Raw genomic sequence first — 26,571 nt, forward strand, 5'->3', positions numbered from 1 at the left:
GGAGCATAGCCATCCCTCCAATCACAAAAGTAAAGAGCAGACCGAATGGTCGCTCTTTACGTTAGATTAGCTCACATAAAATGTGGCGTTTGGTTGCAAAATGCTGTAAAGAATATGGCTTTCTTCGTCGGAAAGTCGAATCATAGGCAAACGTACATCGCCAGAGATGATGCCTTGCATTTCTAGTGCAGCTTTTACCGGAACTGGGTTTGGTGCCATAAACATTGCACTCATAATGGGTAGCAATTCACGGTGTTGCTTCGCTGCGGTCGTATTGTTACCATCCAAGAATTGTTGAACCATTTGTGCCATGTTCTTCCCAATAATGTGGGCAGCAACAGATACAACACCTTTAGCACCGATGGAGAGAAGCGGTAATGTCATGCTGTCGTCTCCGCCGTACAAGTCGAAGCCGTCAGAGGAGTTCTCAATAATCATTGAGGCTGCATCCAAATCTCCGCTCGCCTCTTTAATGGCGACCACGTTGGGTAGGTGCGAAAGACGAATTGTTGTCTCTGGCATGAGGCTGACAACCGTCCGACCGGGTACGTTATAGAGCATGATTGGCAAAGCTGTCGTTTCAGCGATTGCTTTAAAATGCTGGTACATGCCTTCTTGTGATGGTTTATTATAGTATGGTGTAACGAGCATAATTCCGTCTGCTCCAGCTTCTTCTGCTGCTTGCGTTAATTCGATGGATGCATTCGTATTGTTGCTGCCCGTACCGGCAATGACCGGAATTCGTCCGTCAACAATGCGAATCACATGTTTGAATAAAGAGACTTTCTCTTCTTTGGACAGTGTTGGGGATTCACCCGTCGTACCGGCAACAACCAGTGAGTCGCTTCCGTTTCCGACTAAGTGATTCACAAGCTTCGTAACATCGTTGTAATCAATCTGTCCTTGTTCATTAAATGGAGTCACCATCGCAGTGACAATTCGGCCAAAATCCATGAATATCACCCTCTGCTTATAAATTGTAGTCTAGGTTTGTTAAAAAACATGAGGGGCCTGACACAAACATAATATGTGCTTGCACTAGTGAAAGTGCAGCTGTTTGATTGGGAAGGGCGGCAGCCTGCCAATAAAAAAGCAACAATGAGAGATCTCATTGCTGCATGAATACCTTCCTAAACAGAAAAGCACTTCATGCGTGAGATAGCCCTCCATATAAGGTTGTCCTTATATGACAGCCATACATTTGTTCAATGTAAGACCAGCTTTGACTGCGTGAGCATGCCTTAGCTTCGGCAAATTCCCCTTTCAGTAAACTTCAAAGAAACTCACGTTTCTCCATTTACTTACTAATGATCTTTGCTCCTCTACTCCCAGAAGAAGTTTGTATAAACTTATATCCTTATACTAACAAACGATCTCACCCGATGCAATGGGTAAACGATGATCATTTTGTTACGTATTGGAAACAGTGACGACATTTGCCTTCAATAAATCAAGTAAAGCAGTGAAAAATAACGGTAAGAGGGAGGTTCGCGTAATATGAAGAGGAAAAGCATAGTAGTATTGATCGTGCTTGGTCAGCTCGTATTGATGAGCGCATGCAATGAAAATGCAATGGAGGAAAGTAGTCAAGATCGCTATCCAAATCGAGACGACGATCAAATGGTTGAGAACTTAAGTTCTGATGAATACTATAATTATACAAACAAACCGACACAAAGAGATTATGGATGGCATAATAATCGTTTAACTCCTGCAAAAACAGGGAAGTTTAAAGATAGGCCGAATTCGCATGCACATCCTGATGCGTTGTTACATGAGGCTGAGCAAATGAACGATCGTATCGAACAGACGGATACAGGTGAAGATGCTGTGAAGATTAAGTACAAATTAGAAAAACTTCACCCTGTATACAGCGCCTATGTTGTTGAACTCAATGGCAGGTTTTTTATTGGTTTAGAAAGTGAAACTGAGGATAAGTTGCAGATGAATCGTGCAATCCAAGAGATTGTAAATGCAGAACGAAATGATGCGCAGTACGAATGGTTTACAGATCGAGGAGCGGTGAACCGAATCCGAGCTGCTGAACGTGCTGAACACCCGAATCAAGAAAGGCATCTAGATGATTGGTTTCATGAGATGGAGTATGAGCTACAAAAAAGAGGAAAAGGATGGTTAGATTAAACCATCCTCCCTCTTCATTTATATTTACGATGTGATGCCTAAGTCGTTAATTTTTGCCTCATACAAATGTTCCATCGTCACGAGATAATTCGTAAGGTTTTCTGTATGTGTTTTCGCATTGTCACAGTCTGTTTGCCCATCGCAGTTCGGTAGGTCGTCGAGGATGGCGTTTAATTCAACACGTGAGCTAACAATGAGTTCTTTTACATCTTCAAAAGATTGAGGTGTATAGATTCCTTCCATATCTTTTGTGTAATTGAACAATGTCTCAGCACTTTTTTCTGCTCTCATGTAGTTGCCATTTAGCATGTGGTTGTAAAGCACATCAAGTTCATCGTGAAATTGCTCCAAAAAGTATGCGTAATGATCACTATAGAGCATGACCTCTTCTTCAGGAGGATGTTTCTCATTCTTTACATAAATGGAGTTAGGTTGCTGATCCTCGATGTGAGGCTTAGCATTGTCTTGTTGTAGATCTTGCTCAAGATCGTTTCCGTATTGATTGCAGCCAGCCAATAAAGCGATGGCCATTATGGCGAACAGTTGCCTTCTCACGATAGAAACCCCTTTCTGTCAATCTTCTTTACTTCGTAGTATGGGATTTGCGCGACAATTCTATGCATGTTTTCTAACAGAACCGGTCATCCTTACATTATAGGGAAGCGAATATGTGAAAAATCATTTATTCCATCACCGATTTCACTTATAATGGATAAGGAATACATGGCTGGGGGGCGAGTAGGATCATGCATTCAGAAAAAATCGCAGTTCCACTTTCAAATGATTTATTTAGTGAAATAAGGCACTTGACGCAACCCGAACAAAATCGCCTGTTTCACAATATTGTTCGATACTATGTTCAAAAGAATAAGCGCGAACAACTCATTCAAGATCTTCGATATGGTTATGAGGAAATGGCAGATCTCAATTTAGCGATTGCCGAAGCCTTTGCCTATTGTGAATGGGAAGCGTTTAAAAAGAATCACACACAAAAGGTCACCCATTATTAACAAGGAGGTGAATGGATGAGGTGAGCAACCATAATCAATCGCAACATCCAGCTGCAAAGAAAAGCGTCAAACGCGGCGATGTTTTCTTTGCAGATCTATCTCCGGTTGTAGGATCCGAACAAGGCGGGGTTCGGCCGGTGTTGATAATCCAAAATGATATCGGCAATCGGTTTAGCCCGACCGTCATCGTTGCGGCGATCACTGCACAGATAAAGAAAGCCAAGTTGCCAACACATGTAGAAATTGATGCGAATAAACACAAGTTTGACAGAGATAGCGTTGTACTTTTGGAACAGATCCGAACGATCGATAAACAAAGGCTGACAGACAAGATTACACATCTCGATGAGAACATGATGCAAAAGGTGAATGAAGCGTTAGAAATCAGCATTGGGTTAAGAGATTTGTAGCTACATAACCGATAAAAACCGACTCGACCTCCCCGAGTCGGTTTTTCATTGCTGATAATGTGTAAAAATGTGTGATAAATTAAAAAAATAACGCAACATTTACCAAACATTGTGATATAATATAAAAAACATGCATGAATATCGTGAAAACAGAGATAAATAGGAGAAGTGCGGGAGGCGAGATAATCGTGAAGATCTCATCAACGAAACTTTGGAAAATGATCACATTCTTATTCAAACTAGGGATTGGTTTTGGCATTATTTTATCAAGTTTTGTCAGTAGCTGGTCAGTCACCGCAGAAGGGAATTTACCTGCAAAAACGGGAGTCGTTCTTCACGCCATTAACAACCAACTCATCGTGCCAAGCGATAATTTACAAGCACCTGCATTTCTTACGCGAGGATCAAATAATGGAGGGATTGTCTTTGAAAGACAAGACATTGTAATCCCAGTAAGTGATGGTCACTTCTTAGAGGCACGTTTGCACAAGCCGAAAGGTGTGCAAAATGCACCGATTATTATGTATTATCACGGCGGGGCATTCATGGAAGGATACGGCAGCATTTATTCTCATGATAATATCGTCCGAGCTTTAGCGAATCGGTCTGGCGCCATTGTTGTTAGCGTAGGTTACCGTCTTGCACCTCAACATATCTTCCCTAAAGCGATTGAAGATTCGTATGATGCTCTCGTTTGGGTGCATGAACATGCAGAAGACCTCGGAGGAGATTCAGATAATATCGCTGTCGCAGGGGACAGTGCAGGTGGAAACATAGCGACCGTCACGGCGATGAAAGCAAGAGATTTAGGGGGGCCAAACCTCGTGGCCCAGCTTCTTTATTACCCATTAACGACGTTTCACGATCATGCCCTTGAGACGAGGGACAAGTACAGCAGCGGCAACTACTTGCTTTCCAGAGCGGTAATGGAAAAGGCAAGAGATTCATATACACCAGGAAAAGAGATGTGGGAGAATCCGTATGTTTCACCACTTGATGCTGGAGAAGCTACCGATTTGCCACCAGCGTTTATCGCAACTGCAGAATATGATCCACTCCGTGATGAGGGTGAACTGTATGCTGAGAAACTATTCCAAGACGGTGTACATGTAGAAACAATGCGCTACGAAGGCGTCATGCACGGGTTTTTATCGTTTTATGAAGTGATGGCCACGGGTAACACAGCGCTAAATGATAGTCTTGCCTTCCTAGAAAATGAGTGGGCAGGGGACCGAGAGGCAACTGTAGGTTTCCGCGTCATAGACCGCGAACCCCCTAGTGGATGGGCACGTGTGAAAGAAGAAATTGAAGCACACGCTGCAGCAATTTATTTACTGTCCATTCAATTTTCGAACGTATTTAATCAGATGGTAGAACAAGCAGATGGGTTATTTCAATCTGAAGATCGAGATGACGAATTCAAGTAAAAATAGTGATAAACGACGAAAAAACGGCACCTGATCAGCACAGAACTGATCAGGTGATTTTTTTTCGTGTATTCTTTGTATTTCTCTATTTTATTTTACCTTTGACTGTGATACACTACATTTTGGTTAATGACAATTCCGAAAGGGGGCCTCCTGATGCTGGCAGGACTTAAGCTGCGATTGAATCGTCCGATGAATCGCGTAAACCACACAACGAACAACGAAGAAGCGGTGATTTTTTTAGAACAGGAAATGAAGAAGTTTATTCAAATGACTCGACCGGTCTTTTTATTAAAAGATGAATCAGAAGAGATGCTCGTAAACTTTCTTCAAACGTCTAAACAACGGACGGGTCTAAAGCAACGTCCACAGACGAAAGAGTCACGTCAGAGAGCTGCCTTTTTTGATAAAGACTTGCCATTGTTCGTAAAATATTGCAAGTCGCAAGGGTTTCAGATGGAGGGTAACGAAATGTTATTCTCACAAGTGCTCATGAACAGTGTAGACCTATGGAACTTTCAGTTTAATCAAAAGAAATACGGCCGTATTGTACAAAAAGGGGATTCAATCCGCGATGTGTTTGAACGATATTTAGACCAAGTGGATGAATCCGAGCAATATCAGATTACTTCAATAGAATTTTTACGTCAGAGTATGATCAGTCAACGGCTTTTACCGGTATCCATTAAAGCCGAGAAACTCATGCGCCAGTTGCTCATCCATGAGAAGCGAAACAGTGGCGAGGAACTTAGACGATTTGAAAAACGACTAAACAACGTATAACTATAAAAAAGAACTGAGCGGAATTGTACGCTCAGTTCTTTTTTGAGTACGAAGTGATGCATATCCGCAAGTATTAGCTTGGGGTCAGAGAGAGAATGAACACATAATGTGTCTAAGAAAATCGAAATCTAATTTATTGAGGTTCTACGGAGCACGGAGGTAGAGTAAATTCTAACGACTGTGAATTGTTTGCCTAAACCCACCTTAGAAAGAATGTCACAAAAAACCGGATGTTCGCTATGGAACATCCGGTTTTTTGTGAATCGTTGTATTGGCGTATCTCTTTTACAAAGATGATATGTGTAAGCCTGTTAAAGCGTAAACACAACGTGTGCACATAAAATGATTACCGGTAACGTTATGATCGTTCTAAGCAAGAAGATCGCAACGAGATGCCAAAAGTTTACGGGGATTTTTGATGCGAGTAACAATCCGCCGACTTCGGACATGAAGATGAGTTGCGTAACAGATAAGCAACCGATAATAAATCGCGTCATTTCACTTTCAATGCCTGAACCGATGAGTGCTGGCAACAACATATCTGCAAAGCCGATGAGCATCGTTTCCGAGGCAGCAGCAGCTTCTGGCACTTGCATGAGCTCTAGAAATGGGATGAACGGCATACCTAACCAGGTGAAAACCGGTGTTTGTTCTGCAATAATGATCGTGACAGTACCAATGGCAAGGACAATTGGAATGACACCGAACCATAAATCCAATACGTTTTGCATTCCTTGTTTTCCGGTATCCCGAATTCGAGCATGAGCGGCTCGGGTCATCGCTCCACGCCATGCTATTTTTAAGAGCGGTTCATTCGATGCTTCTTCATTTCTTTTAGGCGTAGCATATTCATAATAATCATCACTAAATCTAGACAGTGGTGGAATGCGCGGCATGATCAGTGCGGCAACTAAACCTGCAATGACAATTGTTGCATAGTATGGTATAAACAAGTGCTCTAAGTCTAGATAACCGAGAATAACAATCGTAAACGTAATGGAAACGATGTTAAACGTAGTCCCTAAAACTGCTGCTTCTCGTTTCGTGTAGTGGCCATCAATATACTGCTGATTGGACATCATGACGCCAATTGTAGCGTCACCGAACCAAGAAGCTAGCGTGTCAATCGAAGACCGTCCTGGCAAACGGAACAACGGACGCATGATGATGTTCATGAGCGTTCCGACAAACTCTAACAAACCGAAATTGAGCAAAAGCGGGAGAAAGATGCCGGCAAATAAAAATACGACGATAAGAAATGAAACGAGATCAAGAATGAGTCCACCCGTATCTTCACCCCAAATCCATTCTGGACCGACTTGGAAAAAGATAAAAAGACCAAGTGTTAACCCGATGATTCGAACGATCAACCAAAAGGTAGATACGTTGAATATTGATGCAAATACGGAGTTGTTCATCCACGTTGGTTTCACATAAAGGTAGACGAGACTACCGAGAACAGATAAAGTAGCAAGCACTATTGTCATTTCTGCAAGGATCGGTGCAAAAGCCATTTCTGCTGTTTCTGATATAAAGGCAATCGGAATCGTCAATTGCGATTGACCGTCCGCCGTATAACTGATGGGAAGCATAAAGATAAATATTCCTATTAATGAAGGAATAAGAAACCAAAGGATCGTTGGAAGTTTTGTCGTGCTGTTCATGATGTTCCCACCTTAGATGAAAAATAGAAAGTTATGAGATGGAGATTCGCTCCACCACTTCGTGCATTTCCCGCAAACTGACGATCTCAATGTCTGGGGTAATTGATGTTTCGTTTTTCGTACCTTCGCGATTTAACCATATTGTTGTTAGTTTAGCCTGATTCCCGCCAACTATATCCGTATGAAGGTTATCGCCGATCATTGCTGCATGTTCTGGTTTTAAGTCAAGCTGACCTAGTACATATTGATAAAACCCTAAGTCAGGTTTACCGACACCATAAGAACCGGAAATGAAAATACGGTTGAAAAACGGTACGAGTGCCGGGGTCATTTCTAACTTTTTCAATTGCAAGCTAGGTGCTCCATTTGTAAGTAAAACGAGTTGAAAAGCTTTATTTAATTGTGTGAGTACATCAAACGTTTCCTCAAACACATAAGGTAATGTTTCTCGATAATAAATAAACGTTCTGGAAAGTTTGCGGGCAAGAGACAAGTCTTCATTCCCTACACTTCTTAATGCTTGCATCCATACATCAAATTGATAAGCACCAATGTCGGTAGCCATCGCCCGAAGCCTGGCGTCATGAACGTCATTGAAGGAGCCCCAAAGTCCCTCGAATGGATTAATTCCTAAAGCTACAGTGAGCGGGTAAAAACTTTGCTTTTTGTACTCTTCTGGCGCTCGTTCTTTTACGGCTACAAAAAGTAGTTCAGGATCAACGCCAGCAAGTGTATAAGCTTCATTGCATGTTGCAAGCAAAGACTCCTTGATGCTTTTTTTGTCCCAAAGCAATGTATCGTCGAGGTCAAAGATCAATGTGTTTAGCACAATGTTCATCCTTTCCTGTCAGTGTATATTTACTCATATTGTAGCATATTGTCAACAGATAGACGTATAAATATAATATTCTGACGGAAAGTGACACCCGTTTGTCATATATTCGGAATTTTTCGGCGTTTACGTTGTGAAAATAAAAGTTTGTCAGTTTAACAAACAAAATCTGCTCTATCTTTTGTATCCTTTCGCAGAGCATGTTAAAATAGTATCGTGAAAGCGTTACGAAATGACGTCAATCATTTTTTCATGCAATGATGCAATTAGTTTTAACCGTGATTAACACGGATCCACCGTGTAACGACGAATGATTGTTATATGGATATAGTTTCGTCATGAATGATTTTTTTGATGGATGACTGTTGTATGTGATATTCGCTTTTTGCAATATCGTCATTTTAGTGTGTGAAAATAATGAGGAGAATGATGATTCTGAGTGGATCGGAATTGTTCGGTAAGACGAAGTTTAGTAGAATTAGCGGCCATCATTCACAGATTGTAAACAAGTGTAGTTGGAGGTAGTAGCAGATGGACAGAAAGGTTTCCAAGCTTGGAAAGTCTTGGGAAACATTTCACGGACCGAACTTAGGGTACGTGATGGACATGTATGAAGTGTATAAGGATAACCCAGATGAAGTTGAAGAAGATTTAAAAGCGTGGTTTGATGCATACGGTGCACCAACCATGGATGAAACGACTAATGGTGTTTCAGTAATGGACAGCCAAGAAGTGAACTCATCATCAATGCATAAGGTTGCAGCTGCCATTAAACTTGCCGATAATATTCGGACATTTGGTCATTTGTTGGCGGATATGAACCCTCTGCAAGAGCCAGGAGAAGAATCCTCGTTTCTTGATCCAAAAGAGCATGGTCTCAGTGAAGATGATCTGAAATCAATGCCTGCAGAAATGCTTTGTAAAGATGCACCAAACACTGTTCGGAATGGTTTAGATGCCATTAATCATCTTAAGCAAATGTACACCAAATCCATTGCATTTGAATTCCACCATGTACACGACCTCGAAGAGAAAAATTGGCTCAATCAGATGGTTGAAACGGGTAATATATACGAAGAGCTGTCAAGCGATAAACGCAAATCGATCCTTGAAAAGCTTACGGCAACCGAAAGTTTTGAGCAGTTTTTACACCGTTACTTTGTCGGACAAAAGCGTTTCTCCATTGAGGGATTGGACGCGATGGTACCGATGCTCGAAGAAATGACGCAAAGCTACATGCAAGATGGTGCAAGAGACATCATGATTGGCATGGCGCATCGCGGTCGTTTAAGTACGCTTGCCCACGTATTAGGGAAGCCTTACCATTTAATTTTCTCTGAATTTAAGCATGCACCAAATGAAGAAGAAGCACCAACTGAAGGCTCATTGAGCGAAGGTTGGACTGGGGATGTTAAGTATCACCTCGGGGCTAATAAGCAAATTGGTGAAGAATCAACATATACAACGGTTGCATTAGCGAACAACCCAAGTCACTTGGAGTATGTAGATCCAATTGTCGCAGGGTATGCGCGTGCTGCACAAGAAAACCGTACAGAAATCGGATTTCCGAGTCAAGAAATGGAGCGAGCAGGCGCCATTCTTATCCATGGTGACGCGGCGTTCCCAGGTCAAGGCATTATTGCGGAGACGCTTAACTTGAGCCGTCTTAAAGGATACCAAACGGGTGGAACCTTGCATATTATTGCAAATAACTTGCTTGGGTTTACGACGGAAAGTCACGATTCAAGATCAACAACATATGCAAGTGACCTTGCAAAAGGCTATGAAATTCCAATTATTCACGTGAATGCAGACGATCCTGATTCATGTATCGCTGCTGTTCATCTCGCTTGTGAATACCGTCGTCGTTTCCATAAAGACTTCTTAATTGACCTCGTTGGTTACCGTAGATACGGACATAATGAAACCGATGAGCCTGCATCAACACAACCGAAGCTTTATGAACAAATTCGAAATCATGATACTGCACGAACGTTGTACGCGAAAAAGCTTGTTGGCGATGGTGTTATTACTGAAGATGAAGCGAAAGAAATGCAAACAAACATCCAAGACAAACTAAAGCGTGAGTATGACAAAGTAGGCGAGGCGAATAAAGAGGTTTCTGAAATGAACCCGCCTGAAGTGATCGAAAAAGGCTTGCCAAAGATGGATACTGCCGTAGATTATGACACGCTAAAGCAGATGAACGAAGAACTGCTCGAGCACCCAGAAGGGTTTTCGGCATTCCCGAAACTGAAGAAGATTTTAGAACGCCGAAAAGAAGCATTTACAGATGGTGTAATTGATTGGGGTCATGCTGAAGCACTAGCATTTGCTTCGATTATCTCTGATGGAACTCCGATTCGGATGACAGGTCAAGATTCCGAGCGTGGAACGTTTAACCATAGACACTTGATCTTGCATGATCATAAAACGGGTGATATTCATTCACCTATGCACACGTTGTCAACGGCGAAAGCATCGTTTGCGTTGCATAATAGCCCGCTATCTGAAGCTTCAGTTGTTGGTTTTGAGTACGGGTACAACGTTCAAGCACCAGAGACACTTGTACTTTGGGAAGCGCAATATGGAGATTTCTCAAACGCCGCACAAGTCCAGTTTGACCAGTTCTTGTCAGCGGGTAGAGCGAAATGGGGACAACGTTCAGGTATGGTGCTGTTGTTACCTCATGGTTATGAAGGCTCTGGACCTGAGCACTCAAGTGCGCGTCTCGAACGTTTCTTATCACTTGCAGCGGAGAACAACTGGAACGTTGCGTACTTGTCAAGTACAGCGCAATACTTCCACATCCTTAGAAGACAAGCGAAGAGCTTGGAGATGGATGAAGTTCGACCGCTTGTGCTCATGACACCGAAGAGCTTATTAAGAAACAAATCTTTAGCCGATTCAAACGAATCATTTACCGATGGACGTTTTCACCGTATTGTTGGCGATCCGAAGACGCTTGGAAACGAAGATGAAGTGGAGAAACTCGTCTTCTGTACAGGTAAAATGGCGATTGACTTGCATGAAAGTATTGATGACACCGTTGATACGAAGAAGATTCATATCGTAAGGTTTGAAGAATTGTACCCTTACCCTCACAAGACAGTGAACACGATTCTTAACAAATATAAGAACGTGACCTCAGCCGTTTGGGTACAAGAAGAACCGAAGAATATGGGCGCATGGAATTACATTGATCCGTACTTGCGTGAAAGTTTGCCAGATCACGTAACGCTTGATTACGTAGGTCGTCGTCGCCGTTCCAGTCCATCTGAAGGGGATCCGAACTTCCACAAACACGAACAACAGCGGATTATTAATACAGCATTGGGTCGAAATGAAGGGAGAACAAAATAGTGGCTGAAATTAAAGTTCCTGAACTCGCAGAATCGATTACAGAAGGTACAATTGCTGAGTGGCTAAAGCAACCAGGCGATTATATCGAACAAGGGGAAACGATTGCCGAGTTAGAAACCGATAAAGTGAACGTTGAAATCAACTCCGAACAATCTGGTGTGTTGCAAAAACACTTAAGAGAAGCAGGAGACACAGTCGAGATTGGTGAAGCCATCGCGACGATTGATGAGAATGCCAAGGAAGGTTCAGCACCAGCTGAAGAGCCGGCAAAAGAATCACCAGCTGCTGAACAACCTTCTGAAAAGAAAGAGGAGCCTAGTTCGACTGGCGGAGATGACTCTTCTGAGTCTAGTGAAACGGACCACGTAATCGCTTCTCCAGCTGCTCGTAAGTTGGCACGTGAAAAAGGGATTAACTTGAATGAAATCTCGACCCGTGATCCACTTGGCCGGGTGCGCAAAGAGGATGTAGAAGCGCACACGAACCAGCCGAAATCAGCACCAGCAGCGAAGAATGAAAGCCCAGCACCAGAAAAGAAAGATGAGTTCGGTGGCAAGCCGCATGAGCGAATCAAGATGAGCCGTCGTCGTCAAACGATTGCGAAGCGTCTTGTTGATGTACAACAAGAAAGTGCGATGCTTACGACGTTTAATGAAGTAGATATGAGTGCGATTATGGATATTCGTAAGCGTCGTAAAGATGCCTTCCAAGAACAACATGATGGCGTACGTCTCGGATTTATGAGTTTCTTTACGAAAGCCGTCGTAGGTGCTTTGAAGAAATTCCCACTTCTTAATGCAGAAATTCAAGGCAATGAAATTGTGAAAAAAGATTTCTACGATATCGGTATGGCTGTATCAACGAATGATGGTCTCGTTGTACCGGTCGTTCGTGACGCTGAACGGTTAAGTTTTGCAGGCATTGAGAAAGAAATCGGTGAGCTTGGGAAAAAGGCAAGAGATAACAAACTCGCTCTTTCTGACCTTCAAGGCGGTACGTTTACGATTACGAATGGTGGCGTGTTTGGATCATTGCTATCCACACCAATTCTAAATGCTCCTCAAGTTGGGATTCTAGGCATGCACACCATTCAATGGCGTCCAGTAGCCATTGATCAGGAACGCATGGAAAACCGTCCGATGATGTACATCGCTCTTTCTTACGACCATCGTATTGTTGATGGGAAAGAAGCTGTAAGTTTCCTTGTGGAACTTAAAAAGATGCTCGAAGAGCCGGAGCAACTTTTACTCGAAGGATAATATAGGAAAAACCGCTCGGATGCCGATCATCCGAGCGGTTTTTTGATAGGTGAGGGGGCGTCTTTTCAACGCTCCTTTACCCGTTTTTCATAAGCATACCGAAAAGATCCTTCATACTTCGTAAGTTGGCCATCTTCAAGCCAGAAGGTGGTTGGGAAGCATTTGTTAAGAAAGTATCGATTATGGGATACGGCAACGATTGTACCCGTAAAACCTTCAATTGCATCTTCAATCATATGCTGCGCGTCGATATCAAGGTGATTCGTCGGTTCATCCAAAATAAGAACATTGTGGTTTTGGTGCATGAGCTGTGCAAGGCGAAGCCGCATCAACTCCCCGCCGCTAAGAGAGACGACTGTCTTAAAGACGTCATGTCCGAAAAAGTGAAACGATGCAAGAATATGACGGGCCCGAGCCTCAGTGACGGCCACTTCTTTTTTAAATGCTGCAACGATCGTATCCTCTTGATCGCCAACAGTGGGGTGTTGAGACAAATAGCCAATGGATACATTCGTGCCGACTGTTACTTCTCCATCATCAGCAAGTACTTCTCCTGTTAATACGTGTAGAAGCGTCGATTTGCCAGCGCCATTTGGACCAACGATGGCCACTCGCTCACCGTAACGAATGTGCATAGAGGCGTTTTGCAAAATCGGTAGGTGAGCATACGACTTGTGCACATTATGACAAGTGAACACATCATTTCCTGTTCGTTTTTCATGATTGAAAGTTAATGAGATTTTCTTCTTGTGAACTGGACGTTCTAATTGTTGAATTCGTTGTAGCGCTTTTTCCATACTTTTAGCTTGACGGTGCATTCCAGCATTTGGTGGGTTGGCGCGATTTGCCCAATCTTTTAGACGTTTAATCGTTTCTTTCATTTTATTAATCTTTTTTTGCTGATCGGTATAAGCTTGGAATTCTTTCAGTAATCGTTCCTCTCGCTCTAGGACATATCCGCTGTAATTTGTATTGTACGTGTGCAATGTGCCTTGCTCGATCTCCCACGTCTTTATTGTCGTATCATCGAGAAATGCACGGTCGTGGGAAATGATAAGCACAGCACCTTTGTAATTACGGACCCATTTGCTCAACCATTCGAGTGCATAAAGATCAAGATGGTTGGTTGGCTCATCTAGTATGAGTAAGTCCGGCGTTGTGAGTAGTAAATGTGCAAGTTCAACTTTGGCACGCTCGCCACCACTTAACGCTTCCCAACTCGCATCTAAGAGCGTATTAATGCCTAATCCATCAGATACGCGTCGGATTAAGGCGTCCATTTCATAACCGCCCACAGCTTCAAATCGCTCTTGTATTAATCCATACGTGTGTAACGTTTGTTCTAGGTTGGTTTGATCGGGTTGTTGAAGCAGTTCTTCTAGACGTTGCAGCTCATTGTTTATATCGTATATATGTTCAAAGCTTTGTTGGAGTACTTCATAAACTGTACCCTCATTCGAGTGATCTGGAATTTGTGCAAGCAAACCTTTTGAAGTGTTTTTTTGCCAACCAATCGTGCCGACGATTGGTAATTCTTCGCCTGCAGCTAACTGGGCGAGTGTTGATTTACCTGACCCGTTTTGACCGACAAGACCAATTCGGTCAGCTGATTGAATTTCAAAAGATAGGTTGGAAAATATGGTGGTCCCACCATACGTTTGTTCGATTTGATGTGCGTAGCATACAATCATTGTTGCTTCTCCTTTGAGAAGACGTGACCAATAAAAAAGATGACGGAGCATGAGTCTCCATCATCTTCGTGTGAAAAATGAATAGACACGTCCCTTTAGTAGTTTTTCCATCGTATAGGTTGAAAAAAGACAGACTGATCCAATTTCGCAACCGATACGGAAAAAATCGTCCGACAACGTGTTAAAAACGAACCGATCTTTGCCAGACGACCACTAAAAAGACTCATATCTACTCACCTCCCATTTGTATGTAATCGCCTATACTTTACTGAATAATCTCTCAAAAGTAAACCGGAATCATTTGTGTCACAAGACGAAGTTGTCGAATGGTAGGCTAAAATCACTAAGACGAGCAATTGTGAGAAAATATGAAATTTAAGGGTTTACATCATCTAGAAATGTGGTAATATATAGTATACCTTTAGCCCTCGTAAACGTTCATTCGAGGGCTGAATACTTTATATCGCCTCTTGAAGCGAAAGTCGCCCGTAGTCCGTCGATAACCGTGAGGTGCACATTTTTGAGGAGGGATTTCTTATGGTACAAACGAAAGCTCAAGAATTGCGTGCGGCGATTCAGATGAGAGGCTGGTCAAACACAACACTCACCGTAGATGATAAACAAGACATCGTTCTGAATAGTCGAACTGGATGTCGTTCTTGGAAAGGGACGAAATGGGGATTTATTTCTACAGATGTTCCTGAGAAGTTAAGCATCCGTATTGATCTCCCTAAGCAGCGTGTACAATTATCAGAAATTGCTGAACGGCTTGAGATGCAAATTATGAACGAAGATTCACTAGAGCTCAGTGGAATCTGGATTGAACACAAACCCGATCGCGATACGCTCCATATTACAATAAGTGAACATGACCTCAATGAAACAGCATTTTCCGGGGAGTCTAAGCTCATTGATTTTATTAGCGACGTACGTAGAATGAATTGCTTATAAATGGTAAAGTCGAACAGTCGTCAATTGTTGACGGCTGTTTTTTTGGGTTGTATTCAGATTGTCATGAAAGCATGTCGCATGATATACTATTGATAATCACTCTCAATCAGGAAAAGCATGATCCGAAAGGGGATACTATGGATACGAGCCGAAAGCGTTATTTCTATTGTCGCTCGCTGCATCACTCTTTGGAACCGATGAATTGGCCACGCATTAAAGAAAATGGCTTTGATCTTAATATAAAACGTGAAGATTTACCGTTTTTCATTACATTTTTCCGGGAGCTTCATTCTTATTATGCCGACCGAGCAAGTTGGGTTCCCGAAAGTTATCAGCGTTATATGGATGAGATTGCTCAGTTTTTCAAAGAACAATCAAATGAAATGATCTATTGTTCATCGATTCAAACCGAAGCGAAGTCTTATGTGATTCCGTTTACGGATTTTGTTGCTGCGTTTATGCTTGCTGACGAAGCATTTGAACGCATCTTTAAGGAAAGTAAACAAATGGAGCATCATTTCGAGAAAGTGCTCACGTACTATAAGCGCTTCAATTTACTTGCCGATGCGAACAAAGCGCAGTTTATTCTCGATCACTTACCAGAACTTGTTTACCATCACGATTAATAAGGGGAGTTATAGATGCTGCACTATACATGGGAAAATAACACGACAATCAAAACAATTACTTGTGTGCATGTGAACGCGAAGAAATACAAAGTAGATTCCGTCCTTACACCAGGGAATACGTACGAAGTGAAGAACGAAACTGAAGAATTTTATTTTGTGATTGATGACACGGGAACGATGGCTGGTTTCTTAAAAGATTATTTTGAAGAGCAGTAGTAAGACGGCGAACAGCCGTCTTTTTTTTATGGAGAATCGGCATTGAGTAATTAAGTTTCCAATAAAAATATTATGTAAACTTAAAAATTGATAATATATGTTAGAATAGTATGAAAAGAGGTGATGGTTATGAACATACAATCAACGGATCATATTTTTACGTTTTCAAAGGAGCATCGAGCCATTCGTTCAGTTCCTGTAGGAAAAGAAGTGACATTCCATACGTTAGATGCATTTTCAAATCAAATTGTGGATGAAACGTCGACGTTTGACAAAATTGATATGAATGCCGTGAACCCTGCTACCGGACCGGTGTTTGTAGACGATGCAAAACCTGGAGATGCGCTGAAAGTAGAGATTGTAAGCATTGATTTAGATTCGCAAGGTGTCATGGCTGTTGCTCCTGGTTTAGGGGTGTTAGGAGATCAGGTGGATCGTTTTCAATCGAAACTGATGGACGTTCGCGACGATCACGTGATTTTTTCGGATGAGATTTCATTTCCAGTGCGCAAAATGGTTGGCGTGATTGGCGTTGCACCGACAGGCGAGGCGGTGAGTTGCGGAACGCCTGGGAATCACGGTGGGAATATGGATAACACGAGTATGACCGAAGGATCAACGGTCTACTTTCCGGTTTCGTGTGATGGGGCGCTATTCGCTTTAGGTGATGTGCATGCGGCAATGGGAGATGGTGAAGTGTGTGTGACCGGTGTGGAAATTGCTGCCCGTGTGACAGTGAAGTTTTCGGTCGTGAAGGAGGAAATAAATCTTCCGTGGTTAGAAACGAGCGATAGTTGGCAAGTTATTGCGTCAGCAGAAACATTCGAAGAGGCAGCCAAACGAGCGGCGTCGGAATGGACAACCTTCCTTGCCACGCGGTCACGGCTAACGAGTGAAGAAGCGATGATGCTACTCAGTGCTTCTTCGAATTTGGAAATATGCCAGGCGGTCAATCCGTTGAAAACCGTGCGATTAAAAATGCCAAAATCAGTCCTCCAACAAACAGGCGTTGAGTGATGATGAAAAAGGAGAAAACGATGTTTGTCGTTAATGTAGAAGCAGCCATTTATGATGATAACCATTGGTTATTCATAAAACGGAGTGAGCAAGAAGAACACGCCGCTGGGCAATTGGCTTTTGTCGGTGGACGAGTCGAGGCTGGGGCACGAGCAAACGATGTATTGGAGCAAACTCTCCATCGTGAAGTGATGGAAGAGGTTGGGGTGCAGGTGAAAAATTTGCAGTATGTGAATAGTACGCTGTTTTTTGCAGATAACGGTACGCCTGTTGTTGATATTGTGTACGTTTGTGAATTGGCGTCAGGCATACCCTACGAGAAAAGTAACAAAGAAGTGAAAGCCGTTTTATGGCTGTCCACTTCAGACTTGCTCGATACGGCAAAAGCACCTGAATTCTTAAAGAAAAATGTTCGACAAGCCGATTCAATTAGAAAGCGATTGGGTTAAACAAATAGTTGGGAGGATCATTCATGACGTTACCGATAAGAAATCAAATTAATAGTATTTTTGTGCATGTGAAAGATCTAAAAGCTTCGGCGGCTTGGTATTCAGACTTGGTAGGGGTGGAATTGAATGTGTCTCATGTGGAATCACCCGTACACAATGTGCCCGTGAGCGGGCCGACGTCACTCACATTGGACGATCATCGTTTTGATCCAAATTTCCACTACGAAGCGACAACACAACCTTTGTTTAATTTGTATGCGCCAAACATTTATGATGCCTATGATGATATACAAAGTAGAGGCATACGCGTCGTACGAGAAATTGAACAAGTCGGCGAAACGGCATGGTTCAACATTGAAGACCTAGATGGAAACGTCATTATGATTTGTAATTGCTAATATACACCAAATAAAATTTCACATACCGTAATATATAATCAAAAGAAGTGATCAATACGAATCACTTCTTTTTCTTTCGATGTTTTCATATGACGCTCCTTTGCCTTGCATGATAAAATACATATAGCGAACAAAAAGGGGCCACTTGTACTTATGACAGAAGATGATCAAAGAAGACGCGAGGAAGAACGACGAAATCGTGAACAATCAGACATCGTAGGTGAGTTCGATGATGACGCTGATGATTTTAACGATGAATTTATAGAAGAAGACTTTCGAGAGTGGCAAACAGAAGAGTCTGATGATGATTTGAATATCCCTCCAGAGGAACCCCCTTTAGAGGCTTTTTTTGAAAAAGAAGTGATCGATGATAAAACGAAAAAGAAGAAAAAGACACTAAAACGGTGGCAAAAATTCGGGATCATCTTCGTTTCTTTTTTACTCGTCGTTCAAGGCGCAGCGGCATTGTTTCAATTCTTACGACCAGATGTGATTGATTTTCTTACGACATCATACGAACTCTCACAAAATGAAGAAGTTGCCGAGTGGCGGGAATCTGTCGTCACGTTACAAGTCGAAGCTCCCGGAGCATCTTCAAGAGGGACAGGCTTTTTTATAAATGAAGATGGCTTGATTGCGACGAACAGACATGTAGTGGAAGAGGCGTTTCAAGTGATTGCAACGTTGCATGATGGTACTGCGTTTCAAGCGGAACCGGTGTTTATTTCTGATGAATTGGATTTTGCAATTATTGATATTGGAGAGCAAACGCCTGTCCCGTATTTGCCTTTGGCAGAGGATGAGCCGATTATGGATGTAGGTACCGATATTATTGTCATTGGCAATCCCCTTTCCTTTACAGGCATTGCGAATGAGGGAGAGGTATTGGAAACAGGCACGCCAGCTGTCATCAGTGCCCCTACGTTTAGTGGTAACTCTGGTAGTCCAGCGATTAACCATGAGGGAGAAGTAGTCGGTATTATTTATGCAACGAGAAATCAAGGGGATGAAGGTCGTGTCGGATTGATGGTCCCCGTTAATGAAGTCATTGACCAAGTGACAATAATTGAAGAAGGAGGTGCTAACGAGTGAGCATCCAGTTTTATTTAGGGAGAAATGGAAGTGGGAAATCTAAGGAAATGATCAGTGAAGTTGCCCGTTTGTTGTCAAACGAGCCGGTCGATGGATCACCGATCGTGTTTCTTGTACCCGAGCAAATGACTTTTCAAGTGGAGTATGCGTTGGCGAAACTAACTGGTGGCATGACACGAGTTCAAGTGTATAGTTTCTCACGTTTAGCTCACCGGGTTTTGCAAGAATTGGGAGGGCACCGAAGGGAACGTTTACAAAAGCCAGGTATGCACATGCTCATTCGAAAGATTGTCGAGGAGAAAAAGGATGAGCTACTCGTTTATAAAAAAACGGCAGATACGGAAGGGTTCATTGCCGAGATGGAGCGCATCATTACGGAAATGAGAAGGCAAGCGGTCTCAGCAGAAATGCTAGAGCCTCTCGCAGAAAGCGACCAACACGTGATGCGTGACAAAATTCATGATATCCATCTGATTTACGAGACGTTCGAATCGTTGTTTACTGGGGTTTATGTAAACGCTGAAGAATCGATTAAACTGTTAGCGGAGTTAGTGGACCAATCAACGATTGCGCGAGGGGCCATCGTTTACATTGACGGGTTCCATGATTTCAGCAAGCAAGAGCAAATCGTTGTACATAAATTGTTCAATGTGGCAAGTTCTGTAAAGATGTCGCTAACGTTACCTGAAGTACCCCGATCTGGAGAATCGCCGAATGAACTGAATCGCTTCTTTTTACCTGCGAAAACGTACAGCGAGTTAACCCAAATATTACAAGCGGAAAACTTGTCTTGGGGCGTACGTCAATTTGCTGGTGGGGGACGTTTTGAAAATGCTGGCATTTCGATGTTGGAGCAATTTGATGACCAGCCACGAGGCACAAAACAGCATGTAGGTGACGGTAGCATTCAAATTGTTGAAGCTGTGAACCGACGCGTAGAGGTCGAAAGTGTTGCCCGTGCCATCCGTGACCTCGTCAGAAAGAACGGGTATCGTTATGAAGAAATCGCGATTCTCATGAGAGATATTGAGCCTTATGAAGATTTATTGAAGCATACATTCGCACGTTTTGATATTCCTTATTTTCTTGATGATTCTCGGTCGATGATGCATCATCCTGTTATTGAGTTTATTCGTTCAACGTTCGAGATGATGATACAGAATTACCGCTACGAACCGGTTTTTCGTGCATTCAAGACGGATTTATTGTTTCCACTACATTCGAATTGGCAGATGTTTCGTGAGCGTGTGGATGAGTTGGAGAATTATGTGCTCGCGACCGGAAAGAGAAGCCAGGATTGGACAGTCACAACAAATTGGACATACTCAAGCGCCCGTCATCTCTTAGATGTACGAAGTCAAACCGACAAAGAAAAGAAGATTGAAGAACGCTTAAATGAAACAAAAAATATGCTCATCGCTCCGATAGAACAGTTTCATAAAGCGTTATCTGCATGCACAAATGTTGAAGAGATGAGCAGAGTACTTTATGAATTTCTTATTGAGCTACACATCCCAGAAAAGCTGGAACAATTGAGTCAAGCAGCCGTAGATCGAGGGGCTTTGGAAGAAAGCAGTGAACACGATCAAGTTTGGGAAAACATTATCGATGTGATCGATCAATTTGTGCACGTGGCCGGTAACGATGATCTTGGACTTGAGACGTTTTCTACACTCATCGATGCTGGTTTTGAAAGTTTGAGTTTTCGTCTAGTCCCCCCAGCGATCGATCAAGTGACGATCGCAGATATGGAGCGTTCTCGCCTACCTAAAATAAAAACGACATTTTTAATTGGTTGCAATGAAGGGTTGCTTCCAAAGCGACCGACTGAGGACGGGATCTTATCAGACCAAGACCGCAATCTGTTGGAAGAACAAGGAGTGTCTCTTGGGCCGTCTGCGGTGGAACGGTTATGGCATGAACCTTTTTTCGTTTATCTTACGCAATCTAGTTCAAGTCATCACATCGTTTTTTCCTATGCACTTGCTGATGAAGAAGGAAGTAGCTTGTTGCCTTCTCCGCTAATTCGCCAGTTGAATGAACAGTTTTCTGGGATTGAAACGGCATTTGTTGAAGCAGAACCCGCGGGCACACAATTCTCTGAACAACTGACCCACCTTTCCCATCCTAGACAGGCGATCGACCTTTTATCTCGCCAACTCCAACGGTGGAAAGCGGGGGAGACGATCGCTCCAATTTGGTGGGACGTTTATAATTGGTTTACGAAACAACCCGACTGGTATGCTCATTTTGAGACGGCACTACAAAGTCTTACGTACGACAATGAAGCGGTAGCTTTGCGTGAGGAGTCATCTGCGAAATTGTTTGGCGAGCACATTGAAGCAAGTGTCAGTCGAATGGAGCTGTTTGAACAATGTGCGTTTCGACACTTTAGTCAATATGGGTTAAACCTAAAAGAACGTGACATTTACCGCTTAGAAGCATTTGATATTGGGGAATTATTCCATGCGGTGCTAAAAGACATCTCGGATGTACTAAAAAGAGAGAACAAGACATGGAAAACAATGACTGAAGAAGAGTGTCGCCACATTACTGGAGAAGTAACGAAAGCGGTTATACCGAAAATTCAACGGCACATATTGGAGAGCTCGAATCATTTCCGATATGTTCAGTACAAATTAACAAATATCATGCAAAGCGTGACGAAAACACTTCGTGAACAGGCAATTCAGTCCAACTTTGAGACGATTGACTTAGAAGTAGAGTTTGGAAGAAAAAGCCCATTGCAGTCACCGGTATACACGTTAGACAATGGGGCGACAATGTCTCTTCGAGGAAGAATTGATCGTGTTGACCAAGCAACAACAGACCGAGGTTCTTATATGCAAGTCGTTGATTATAAGTCAAGTGAACAATCGCTCTCATTTACCGATGTTCTCCATGGCATATCCTTGCAAATGCCTGTGTACTTAGACATTGTCGTTAATGGTGCCAAGTCTTGGATGGGGATTGAAGCTCATACGGGGGGAATGTTTTATTTCCACGTTCATAATCCGGTAATTGACTTAACTGAGGCGGATGAGGATACCGTAATTGCAGCTGAACGTTTTAAATCGTACAAAATGAATGGATGGTTACAAAAAGATCCGGCTGTCGCCTCGTTAATGGATGAGGAGTTCACCGATACAGGTGCTTCACGAATGGTTCCAGCTAAACTAAAAAAAGACGGGAATTTTGACGCTCACTCGAAAGTGATTAATCAAGACGAATTAAATGGCCTGCATGAGTTTTTGCAAACGAAGATGGTTGACATTGGCAATCGCATGACAGCTGGGGAAACGAGCATAACTCCGTACAATAAAGACAACAAGAAACTTGCCTGTACGTTTTGTCCATTCCAATCGGTCTGTCAGTTTGATCCGACATTACCAGGAAACGACTATCGAGATATCCCAAAACTTGACGATGACGAAGCACTCCAAAAAATGATGGATCTTCGTGCAAAGAGAGAAGGTGAAAAGTGATGAAGCGTTGGAAACTAGAAGCAAAGCCCACGGGTGTCCGTTGGACGGACCCGCAGTGGGAAGCGATCTCTTTAAAAGGGGGAAACATTCTTGTCGCAGCCGCAGCCGGTAGCGGGAAAACAGCCGTACTTGTTGAGCGCCTTGTACGTAGAATTGTTGATTCAAGCGATGAGGCAGAAGTAGATCGGTTGCTCGTTGTGACGTTTACTAAAGCCGCTGCAGCTGAGATGAAAGAACGGATTGGAGAGCGGATTGAAGAAGAATTAAATGCGAACCCTTCGCTCTATTTACAACGTCAACGACAGTTGTTAAATCGCGCAAACATCTCCACGCTTCACTCGTTTTGCTCAGAGCTTATTCGTCAGCACTATTATGAAGTGAATGTGGACCCGAAAGTCCGAATTGCAAATGACACGGAGCGCGAGCTCCTGAAAGAAGAAGTACTCGATGGTGTACTTGAAACCTATTACGGAGCATCAATTGAAGAAGCACCGATCTTTTATGAAATGGCAGAAGCGTATAGCAACGACCGAAGCGACACGGGATTGCGCAAACTTATCTTTGACCTATACACTCGTTCAAGAGCGCACCCAGAGCCAAATAAATGGTTGGGTTACGTCAAGAAAATGTACGCACATCCGTATGAACATCCTCAACAATCACCGTGGGGACAAGTTGTGTTCTCTTACGCTTTAGAACAAGTGCATTCCGCATTAGGGTTAATGAAGTCAGGATTAGAGGCGGTTCACGCCCCTGAAGGCCCCCCTCATTACCTCGACCTATTTGAAGAAGAGTACGGCCGGCTGCACCAATTAACAAGTGTGAATACGTGGGAAGAATTGCGCCAACAGGTGATCGGTTTTACGTGGAAAAGATTACCGAGTAAGAAAAAAGGGATTGAATTTGATCCTGTCGTTCAAGCACGCGCGAAAGCGTTGCGTGATGAGAGTAAGAAGATGATCGCTGAGGTAGAAAAATTACTGCGCCCAAACCCTGATGATTATCTGGATACGATTCAACAGTTGCACCCACGTGTAGAGACCCTTGTCGAGATTGTACAAACGTTCGCCAAAGAGTACCGAGAAACGAAGCGTGAAAAGACATTAATGGATTATGACGACCTTGAACATTTTGCGTTAGAAATTCTCAGTAATGATTCCGTGGATCAACCATCCGCCATTGCAAAACAGTACCAAGACCATTTTCAAGAGGTCCTTACCGATGAGTATCAAGACACAAATCAAGTTCAAGAAGCAATTCTGGAGCTTTTATCAGACGGGAACAATCGTTTTATGGTAGGGGACGTCAAACAAAGCATTTATCGATTCCGTCTTGCCGAACCCGGTCTTTTTATTAAGAAGCATGAAACGTATGCAACCCTCAGACAACCGGCAGAGGAGATTGAACGAGCACCTGGAGTACGCATCGATCTATCCGATAACTTCCGCAGCCGTGAAGAAGTGTTGGATGGTGTGAATTATGTGTTCGAACAAACGATGGATTCAAATGTTGGCGATGTGACATATGATGATGCTCAATCGTTGAAATACGGAAATGTAGATTATGTTCCTGATGTGGACCGCTATGAAGTAGAATTGACTTTATTAGAGCGGGAATCAGAGGATGAGGACAAACAGCCAGCAGCTGAGATCGAGGCTACGTGGACAGCATCGAAAATTAATGAGCTCATCGCAAGCGAGTATCCGGTGTTTGACAAAGAGAAAAAAGAAATGAGACCGATTGAATACCGGGACATTACGGTGCTCATGCGATCACTGCCATCAGCTCCGGTTTATTTGGACATCTTTAAGCATGAAGGCATTCCCGCATATTCAGATCGAGATGAAGGGTACTTCCGACGAATTGAAGTTCAAGTGATGCTTGCTTTGCTAAGAATTATCGATAATCCGTATCAAGATATTCCACTCGCTGCGGTGCTTCGTTCTCCGATTGTTGGCTTACAAGAAAATGAATTAGCAGAGATTCGACTCGCTGCTGTTGGTGAGCCTTTTTATGAAGCGGTGAAAAAGACGATTACGAATGAGCCCGCGTCTACGTTTGAGCCATCGCCGACCACTTACATTGAAGAAAAGCGTCAAACCGATCGGTGGCAGCGAAAACTTGTGCTATTCTATGAGCATTTTCAACAGTGGCGTACGCGGTCCAAACATACCGCCTTAGCGCCATTTATTTGGCAGCTTTTTGAAGAGACTGGCTACGATTCCTATGTAGGTGGTCTCATAGGCGGCAAACAGAGACAAGCAAATGTTCATGCGTTATATGACCGCGCGAGAGCGTATGAAAAAACGTCATTTCGTGGGATTTTTCGCTTTTTACGATTTGTTGATCGAATGGAAGAGCGAGGGGATGACTTAGAAAGTGCAAGAACGTTAAGTGAGCAGGAAAATGTCGTACGAATCATGAGCATCCATAAAAGTAAAGGCTTGGAGTTCCCCGTTGTGTTTATCGTGGACGGGATGAAAGAATTTAATTTCTCGGATAGTAAACGGGCGACGCAAATTCACCAAACGTTAGGGTTCGGTTCCGTTCATATTGATACAAATCAGCGTACGAAACGAAAAACGTTGCCACAATTGGCGATTAAGAATGCTCAAGAACGTGAGCAGCTGTCCGAAGAGCTCCGAATTCTCTACGTCGCACTTACTCGCGCTAAAGAAAAAGCAATTCTTGTTGGCAGTGTAAAAGAACGCGAGAAAAAAATGCTCGACTGGATAAAGCTGGCTGATGACGATTCTAAGCTCTTGCCGTTACACGTGAGAAAAAATGCAAAACGATTTTTTGATTGGCTTGTGCCAGCGATCTTAAAACACCCTAGTATTCAGCAAGCTCATTCAGATGTACAGCTGCAAACATCAATTGCTCACCCGTCGAAATGGCGATTGCAGTTTGAACAGACCGTTTTGTCTGAGGAAGGTGAGAAAGAGCCAGATCAGAATGAAAAGCTCGGCTTGATTAAATCTCTTCAACCTGTGGAGAACCGTGGGGATTCACACATGGCTGAAGTTGACGAGAGGTTGTCGTATAGCTACCCTCATCCAGAAGCGACAAAATCGTTTGCAAAACAGACGGTTACAGACATAAAACGACTCGCTGAAGACCGATACAGTGCAACTGAAAGCCCCGCTCGCACGTTCTCTTCTGAAAGAGCAAAACGACCTGAGTTTTTACAAAAGGGCGCGTTAAGTGGTGCAGAGGCAGGAACAGCGATGCATACTGTGATGCAACATCTCCCGATGCAAGATGCCAGTCTTTTAGACATCGAAGCGTTCGTTCAACAACTATATGAAAAAGAACTTCTTACCCTCTCAGAAAAAGAGACGATTCAGCCGCAATGGGTGTTGGATTTCTTAACGTCACCGCTCGGGATGAGGATGAAGCAAGCCAAACGATTGTACAAAGAAGTCCCTTTTACTTTCATTAAGAAGAGTCGTCACGTTTATCCTGATTGGGAAACCGCTGAAGATGAGCCGATTCTTATACAAGGCATGGCGGATTGTCTGTTTGTTGATGAAAATGACCGACTTGTCCTTCTTGACTATAAAACGGACCAAGCGGCTTCGCGTTTTTCTGGTAGGATTGCTGAAGCAGGGCCTATTCTTTGTGAGCGCTACCGTGCGCAATTAGAAATATATAAGGAAGCCATCGAACAGATTTGGCACCGACAAGTCGATGAGAGTTGGTTATACTTTTTTGATGGGAGTTATGAAATTGAAATTAACGTATAAAAGGAGG

At 43.0% G+C, this 26,571-nt stretch carries 21 protein-coding genes and 1 riboswitch; of the genes, 16 read left to right on the forward strand and 5 right to left on the reverse strand.

The genetic code is table 11. The annotated features are described in order from the left end of the window. Nucleotides 1-66: 66 nt before the first annotated feature. Complete coding sequence (gene dapA, locus ACE1TF_RS12960; protein WP_375017308.1) at nt 67-954, reverse strand: 4-hydroxy-tetrahydrodipicolinate synthase; 888 nt, start codon at nt 952-954, stop codon at nt 67-69. 197 nt (nt 955-1,151) lie between these two features. Beyond that, a riboswitch (Lysine riboswitch) is annotated at nt 1,152-1,333 on the reverse strand. Between the two features lie 164 nt (nt 1,334-1,497). On the opposite strand from dapA, the gene ACE1TF_RS12965 reads away from it, so the two are divergent. Next, entirely contained in the window at nt 1,498-2,142 is a 645-nt protein-coding gene (locus ACE1TF_RS12965; RefSeq protein WP_375017310.1) for a hypothetical protein, read from the forward strand. A 24-nt stretch (nt 2,143-2,166) separates the two neighbouring features. Here the strand turns inward: ACE1TF_RS12965 and ACE1TF_RS12970 are convergent, their stop codons facing one another. Then, the gene (locus tag ACE1TF_RS12970; protein ID WP_375017312.1) at nt 2,167-2,697 is read right to left on the reverse strand and encodes a hypothetical protein; all 531 of its coding nucleotides are present in this window, start codon (nt 2,695-2,697) and stop codon (nt 2,167-2,169) included. A 191-nt stretch (nt 2,698-2,888) separates the two neighbouring features. On the opposite strand from ACE1TF_RS12970, the gene ACE1TF_RS12975 reads away from it, so the two are divergent. The 4 genes from ACE1TF_RS12975 to ACE1TF_RS12990 all read left to right on the forward strand — a co-directional run bounded on the left by ACE1TF_RS12975 (nt 2,889) and on the right by ACE1TF_RS12990 (nt 5,772). Next, nucleotides 2,889-3,152: a hypothetical protein gene (locus ACE1TF_RS12975; RefSeq protein ID WP_375017314.1), complete on the forward strand. Its 264-nt coding sequence runs from the start codon at nt 2,889-2,891 to the stop codon at nt 3,150-3,152. Nucleotides 3,153-3,172: 20 nt separating this feature from the next. Next, on the forward strand, nt 3,173-3,562 hold the full coding sequence (locus tag ACE1TF_RS12980; RefSeq protein ID WP_238544457.1) for a type II toxin-antitoxin system PemK/MazF family toxin: 390 nt from the start codon (nt 3,173-3,175) through the stop codon (nt 3,560-3,562). A 188-nt stretch (nt 3,563-3,750) separates the two neighbouring features. After that, entirely contained in the window at nt 3,751-4,989 is a 1,239-nt protein-coding gene (locus ACE1TF_RS12985; protein WP_375017316.1) for an alpha/beta hydrolase, read from the forward strand. Nucleotides 4,990-5,145: 156 nt separating this feature from the next. Continuing rightward, nucleotides 5,146-5,772 (forward strand): hypothetical protein, encoded by a 627-nt coding sequence (locus ACE1TF_RS12990; protein WP_375017318.1) that lies wholly within the window; start codon nt 5,146-5,148, stop codon nt 5,770-5,772. A 311-nt stretch (nt 5,773-6,083) separates the two neighbouring features. Here the strand turns inward: ACE1TF_RS12990 and ACE1TF_RS12995 are convergent, their stop codons facing one another. Next, on the reverse strand, nt 6,084-7,436 hold the full coding sequence (locus ACE1TF_RS12995; RefSeq protein ID WP_375017320.1) for a YjiH family protein: 1,353 nt from the start codon (nt 7,434-7,436) through the stop codon (nt 6,084-6,086). A gap of 31 nt (nt 7,437-7,467) precedes the next feature. Then, a complete protein-coding gene (locus ACE1TF_RS13000; RefSeq protein ID WP_375017322.1) occupies nt 7,468-8,265 on the reverse strand; it encodes an HAD family hydrolase in 798 nt (265 codons plus the stop codon). 534 nt (nt 8,266-8,799) lie between these two features. Between ACE1TF_RS13000 and ACE1TF_RS13005 the strand changes: the two genes are divergently transcribed. Beyond that, entirely contained in the window at nt 8,800-11,631 is a 2,832-nt protein-coding gene (locus ACE1TF_RS13005) for a 2-oxoglutarate dehydrogenase E1 component (RefSeq protein ID WP_375017324.1), read from the forward strand. Further along, entirely contained in the window at nt 11,631-12,890 is a 1,260-nt protein-coding gene (odhB, locus tag ACE1TF_RS13010) for a 2-oxoglutarate dehydrogenase complex dihydrolipoyllysine-residue succinyltransferase (protein WP_375017326.1), read from the forward strand. Before ACE1TF_RS13005 ends, odhB begins: the two co-directional genes overlap by 1 nt. Nucleotides 12,891-12,955: 65 nt before the next feature. On the opposite strand, the gene abc-f is transcribed toward odhB, so the two are convergent. Further along, on the reverse strand, nt 12,956-14,581 hold the full coding sequence (gene abc-f / locus ACE1TF_RS13015; RefSeq protein ID WP_375017328.1) for a ribosomal protection-like ABC-F family protein: 1,626 nt from the start codon (nt 14,579-14,581) through the stop codon (nt 12,956-12,958). Between the two features lie 537 nt (nt 14,582-15,118). On the opposite strand from abc-f, the gene ACE1TF_RS13020 reads away from it, so the two are divergent. From ACE1TF_RS13020 to addA, 9 genes are all read left to right on the forward strand, one after another. Continuing rightward, nucleotides 15,119-15,532 carry a hypothetical protein gene (locus ACE1TF_RS13020; protein WP_042396562.1) on the forward strand — a complete coding sequence of 138 codons (414 nt, stop codon included), beginning with the start codon at nt 15,119-15,121 and terminating at the stop codon, nt 15,530-15,532. A 137-nt stretch (nt 15,533-15,669) separates the two neighbouring features. Then, on the forward strand, nt 15,670-16,158 hold the full coding sequence (locus tag ACE1TF_RS13025) for a hypothetical protein (RefSeq protein ID WP_042423940.1): 489 nt from the start codon (nt 15,670-15,672) through the stop codon (nt 16,156-16,158). Between the two features lie 15 nt (nt 16,159-16,173). Next, nucleotides 16,174-16,377: a DUF6501 family protein gene (locus ACE1TF_RS13030; protein ID WP_042396567.1), complete on the forward strand. Its 204-nt coding sequence runs from the start codon at nt 16,174-16,176 to the stop codon at nt 16,375-16,377. Between the two features lie 129 nt (nt 16,378-16,506). Beyond that, a complete protein-coding gene (locus ACE1TF_RS13035; RefSeq protein WP_375017331.1) occupies nt 16,507-17,394 on the forward strand; it encodes an acetamidase/formamidase family protein in 888 nt (295 codons plus the stop codon). Nucleotides 17,395-17,396: 2 nt separating this feature from the next. Next, entirely contained in the window at nt 17,397-17,843 is a 447-nt protein-coding gene (locus tag ACE1TF_RS13040; protein WP_375017333.1) for an NUDIX hydrolase, read from the forward strand. 23 nt (nt 17,844-17,866) lie between these two features. Further along, nucleotides 17,867-18,241, forward strand: coding sequence for a VOC family protein (locus ACE1TF_RS13045; protein ID WP_375017335.1), 375 nt, complete (start codon nt 17,867-17,869; stop codon nt 18,239-18,241). Nucleotides 18,242-18,394: 153 nt separating this feature from the next. Beyond that, a complete protein-coding gene (locus ACE1TF_RS13050) occupies nt 18,395-19,333 on the forward strand; it encodes a S1C family serine protease (protein WP_042396572.1) in 939 nt (312 codons plus the stop codon). Continuing rightward, a complete protein-coding gene (gene addB / locus ACE1TF_RS13055) occupies nt 19,330-22,818 on the forward strand; it encodes a helicase-exonuclease AddAB subunit AddB (protein WP_375017337.1) in 3,489 nt (1,162 codons plus the stop codon). The genes ACE1TF_RS13050 and addB overlap by 4 nt, the downstream gene beginning before the upstream one ends. Then, nucleotides 22,818-26,564, forward strand: coding sequence for a helicase-exonuclease AddAB subunit AddA (gene addA / locus ACE1TF_RS13060; RefSeq protein ID WP_375017339.1), 3,747 nt, complete (start codon nt 22,818-22,820; stop codon nt 26,562-26,564). The genes addB and addA overlap by 1 nt, the downstream gene beginning before the upstream one ends. Nucleotides 26,565-26,571: the final 7 nt, after the last annotated feature.

This window comes from Geomicrobium sp. JSM 1781026, from assembly GCF_041949955.1.
Classification (GTDB): domain Bacteria; phylum Bacillota; class Bacilli; order Bacillales; family Marinococcaceae; genus Geomicrobium_A.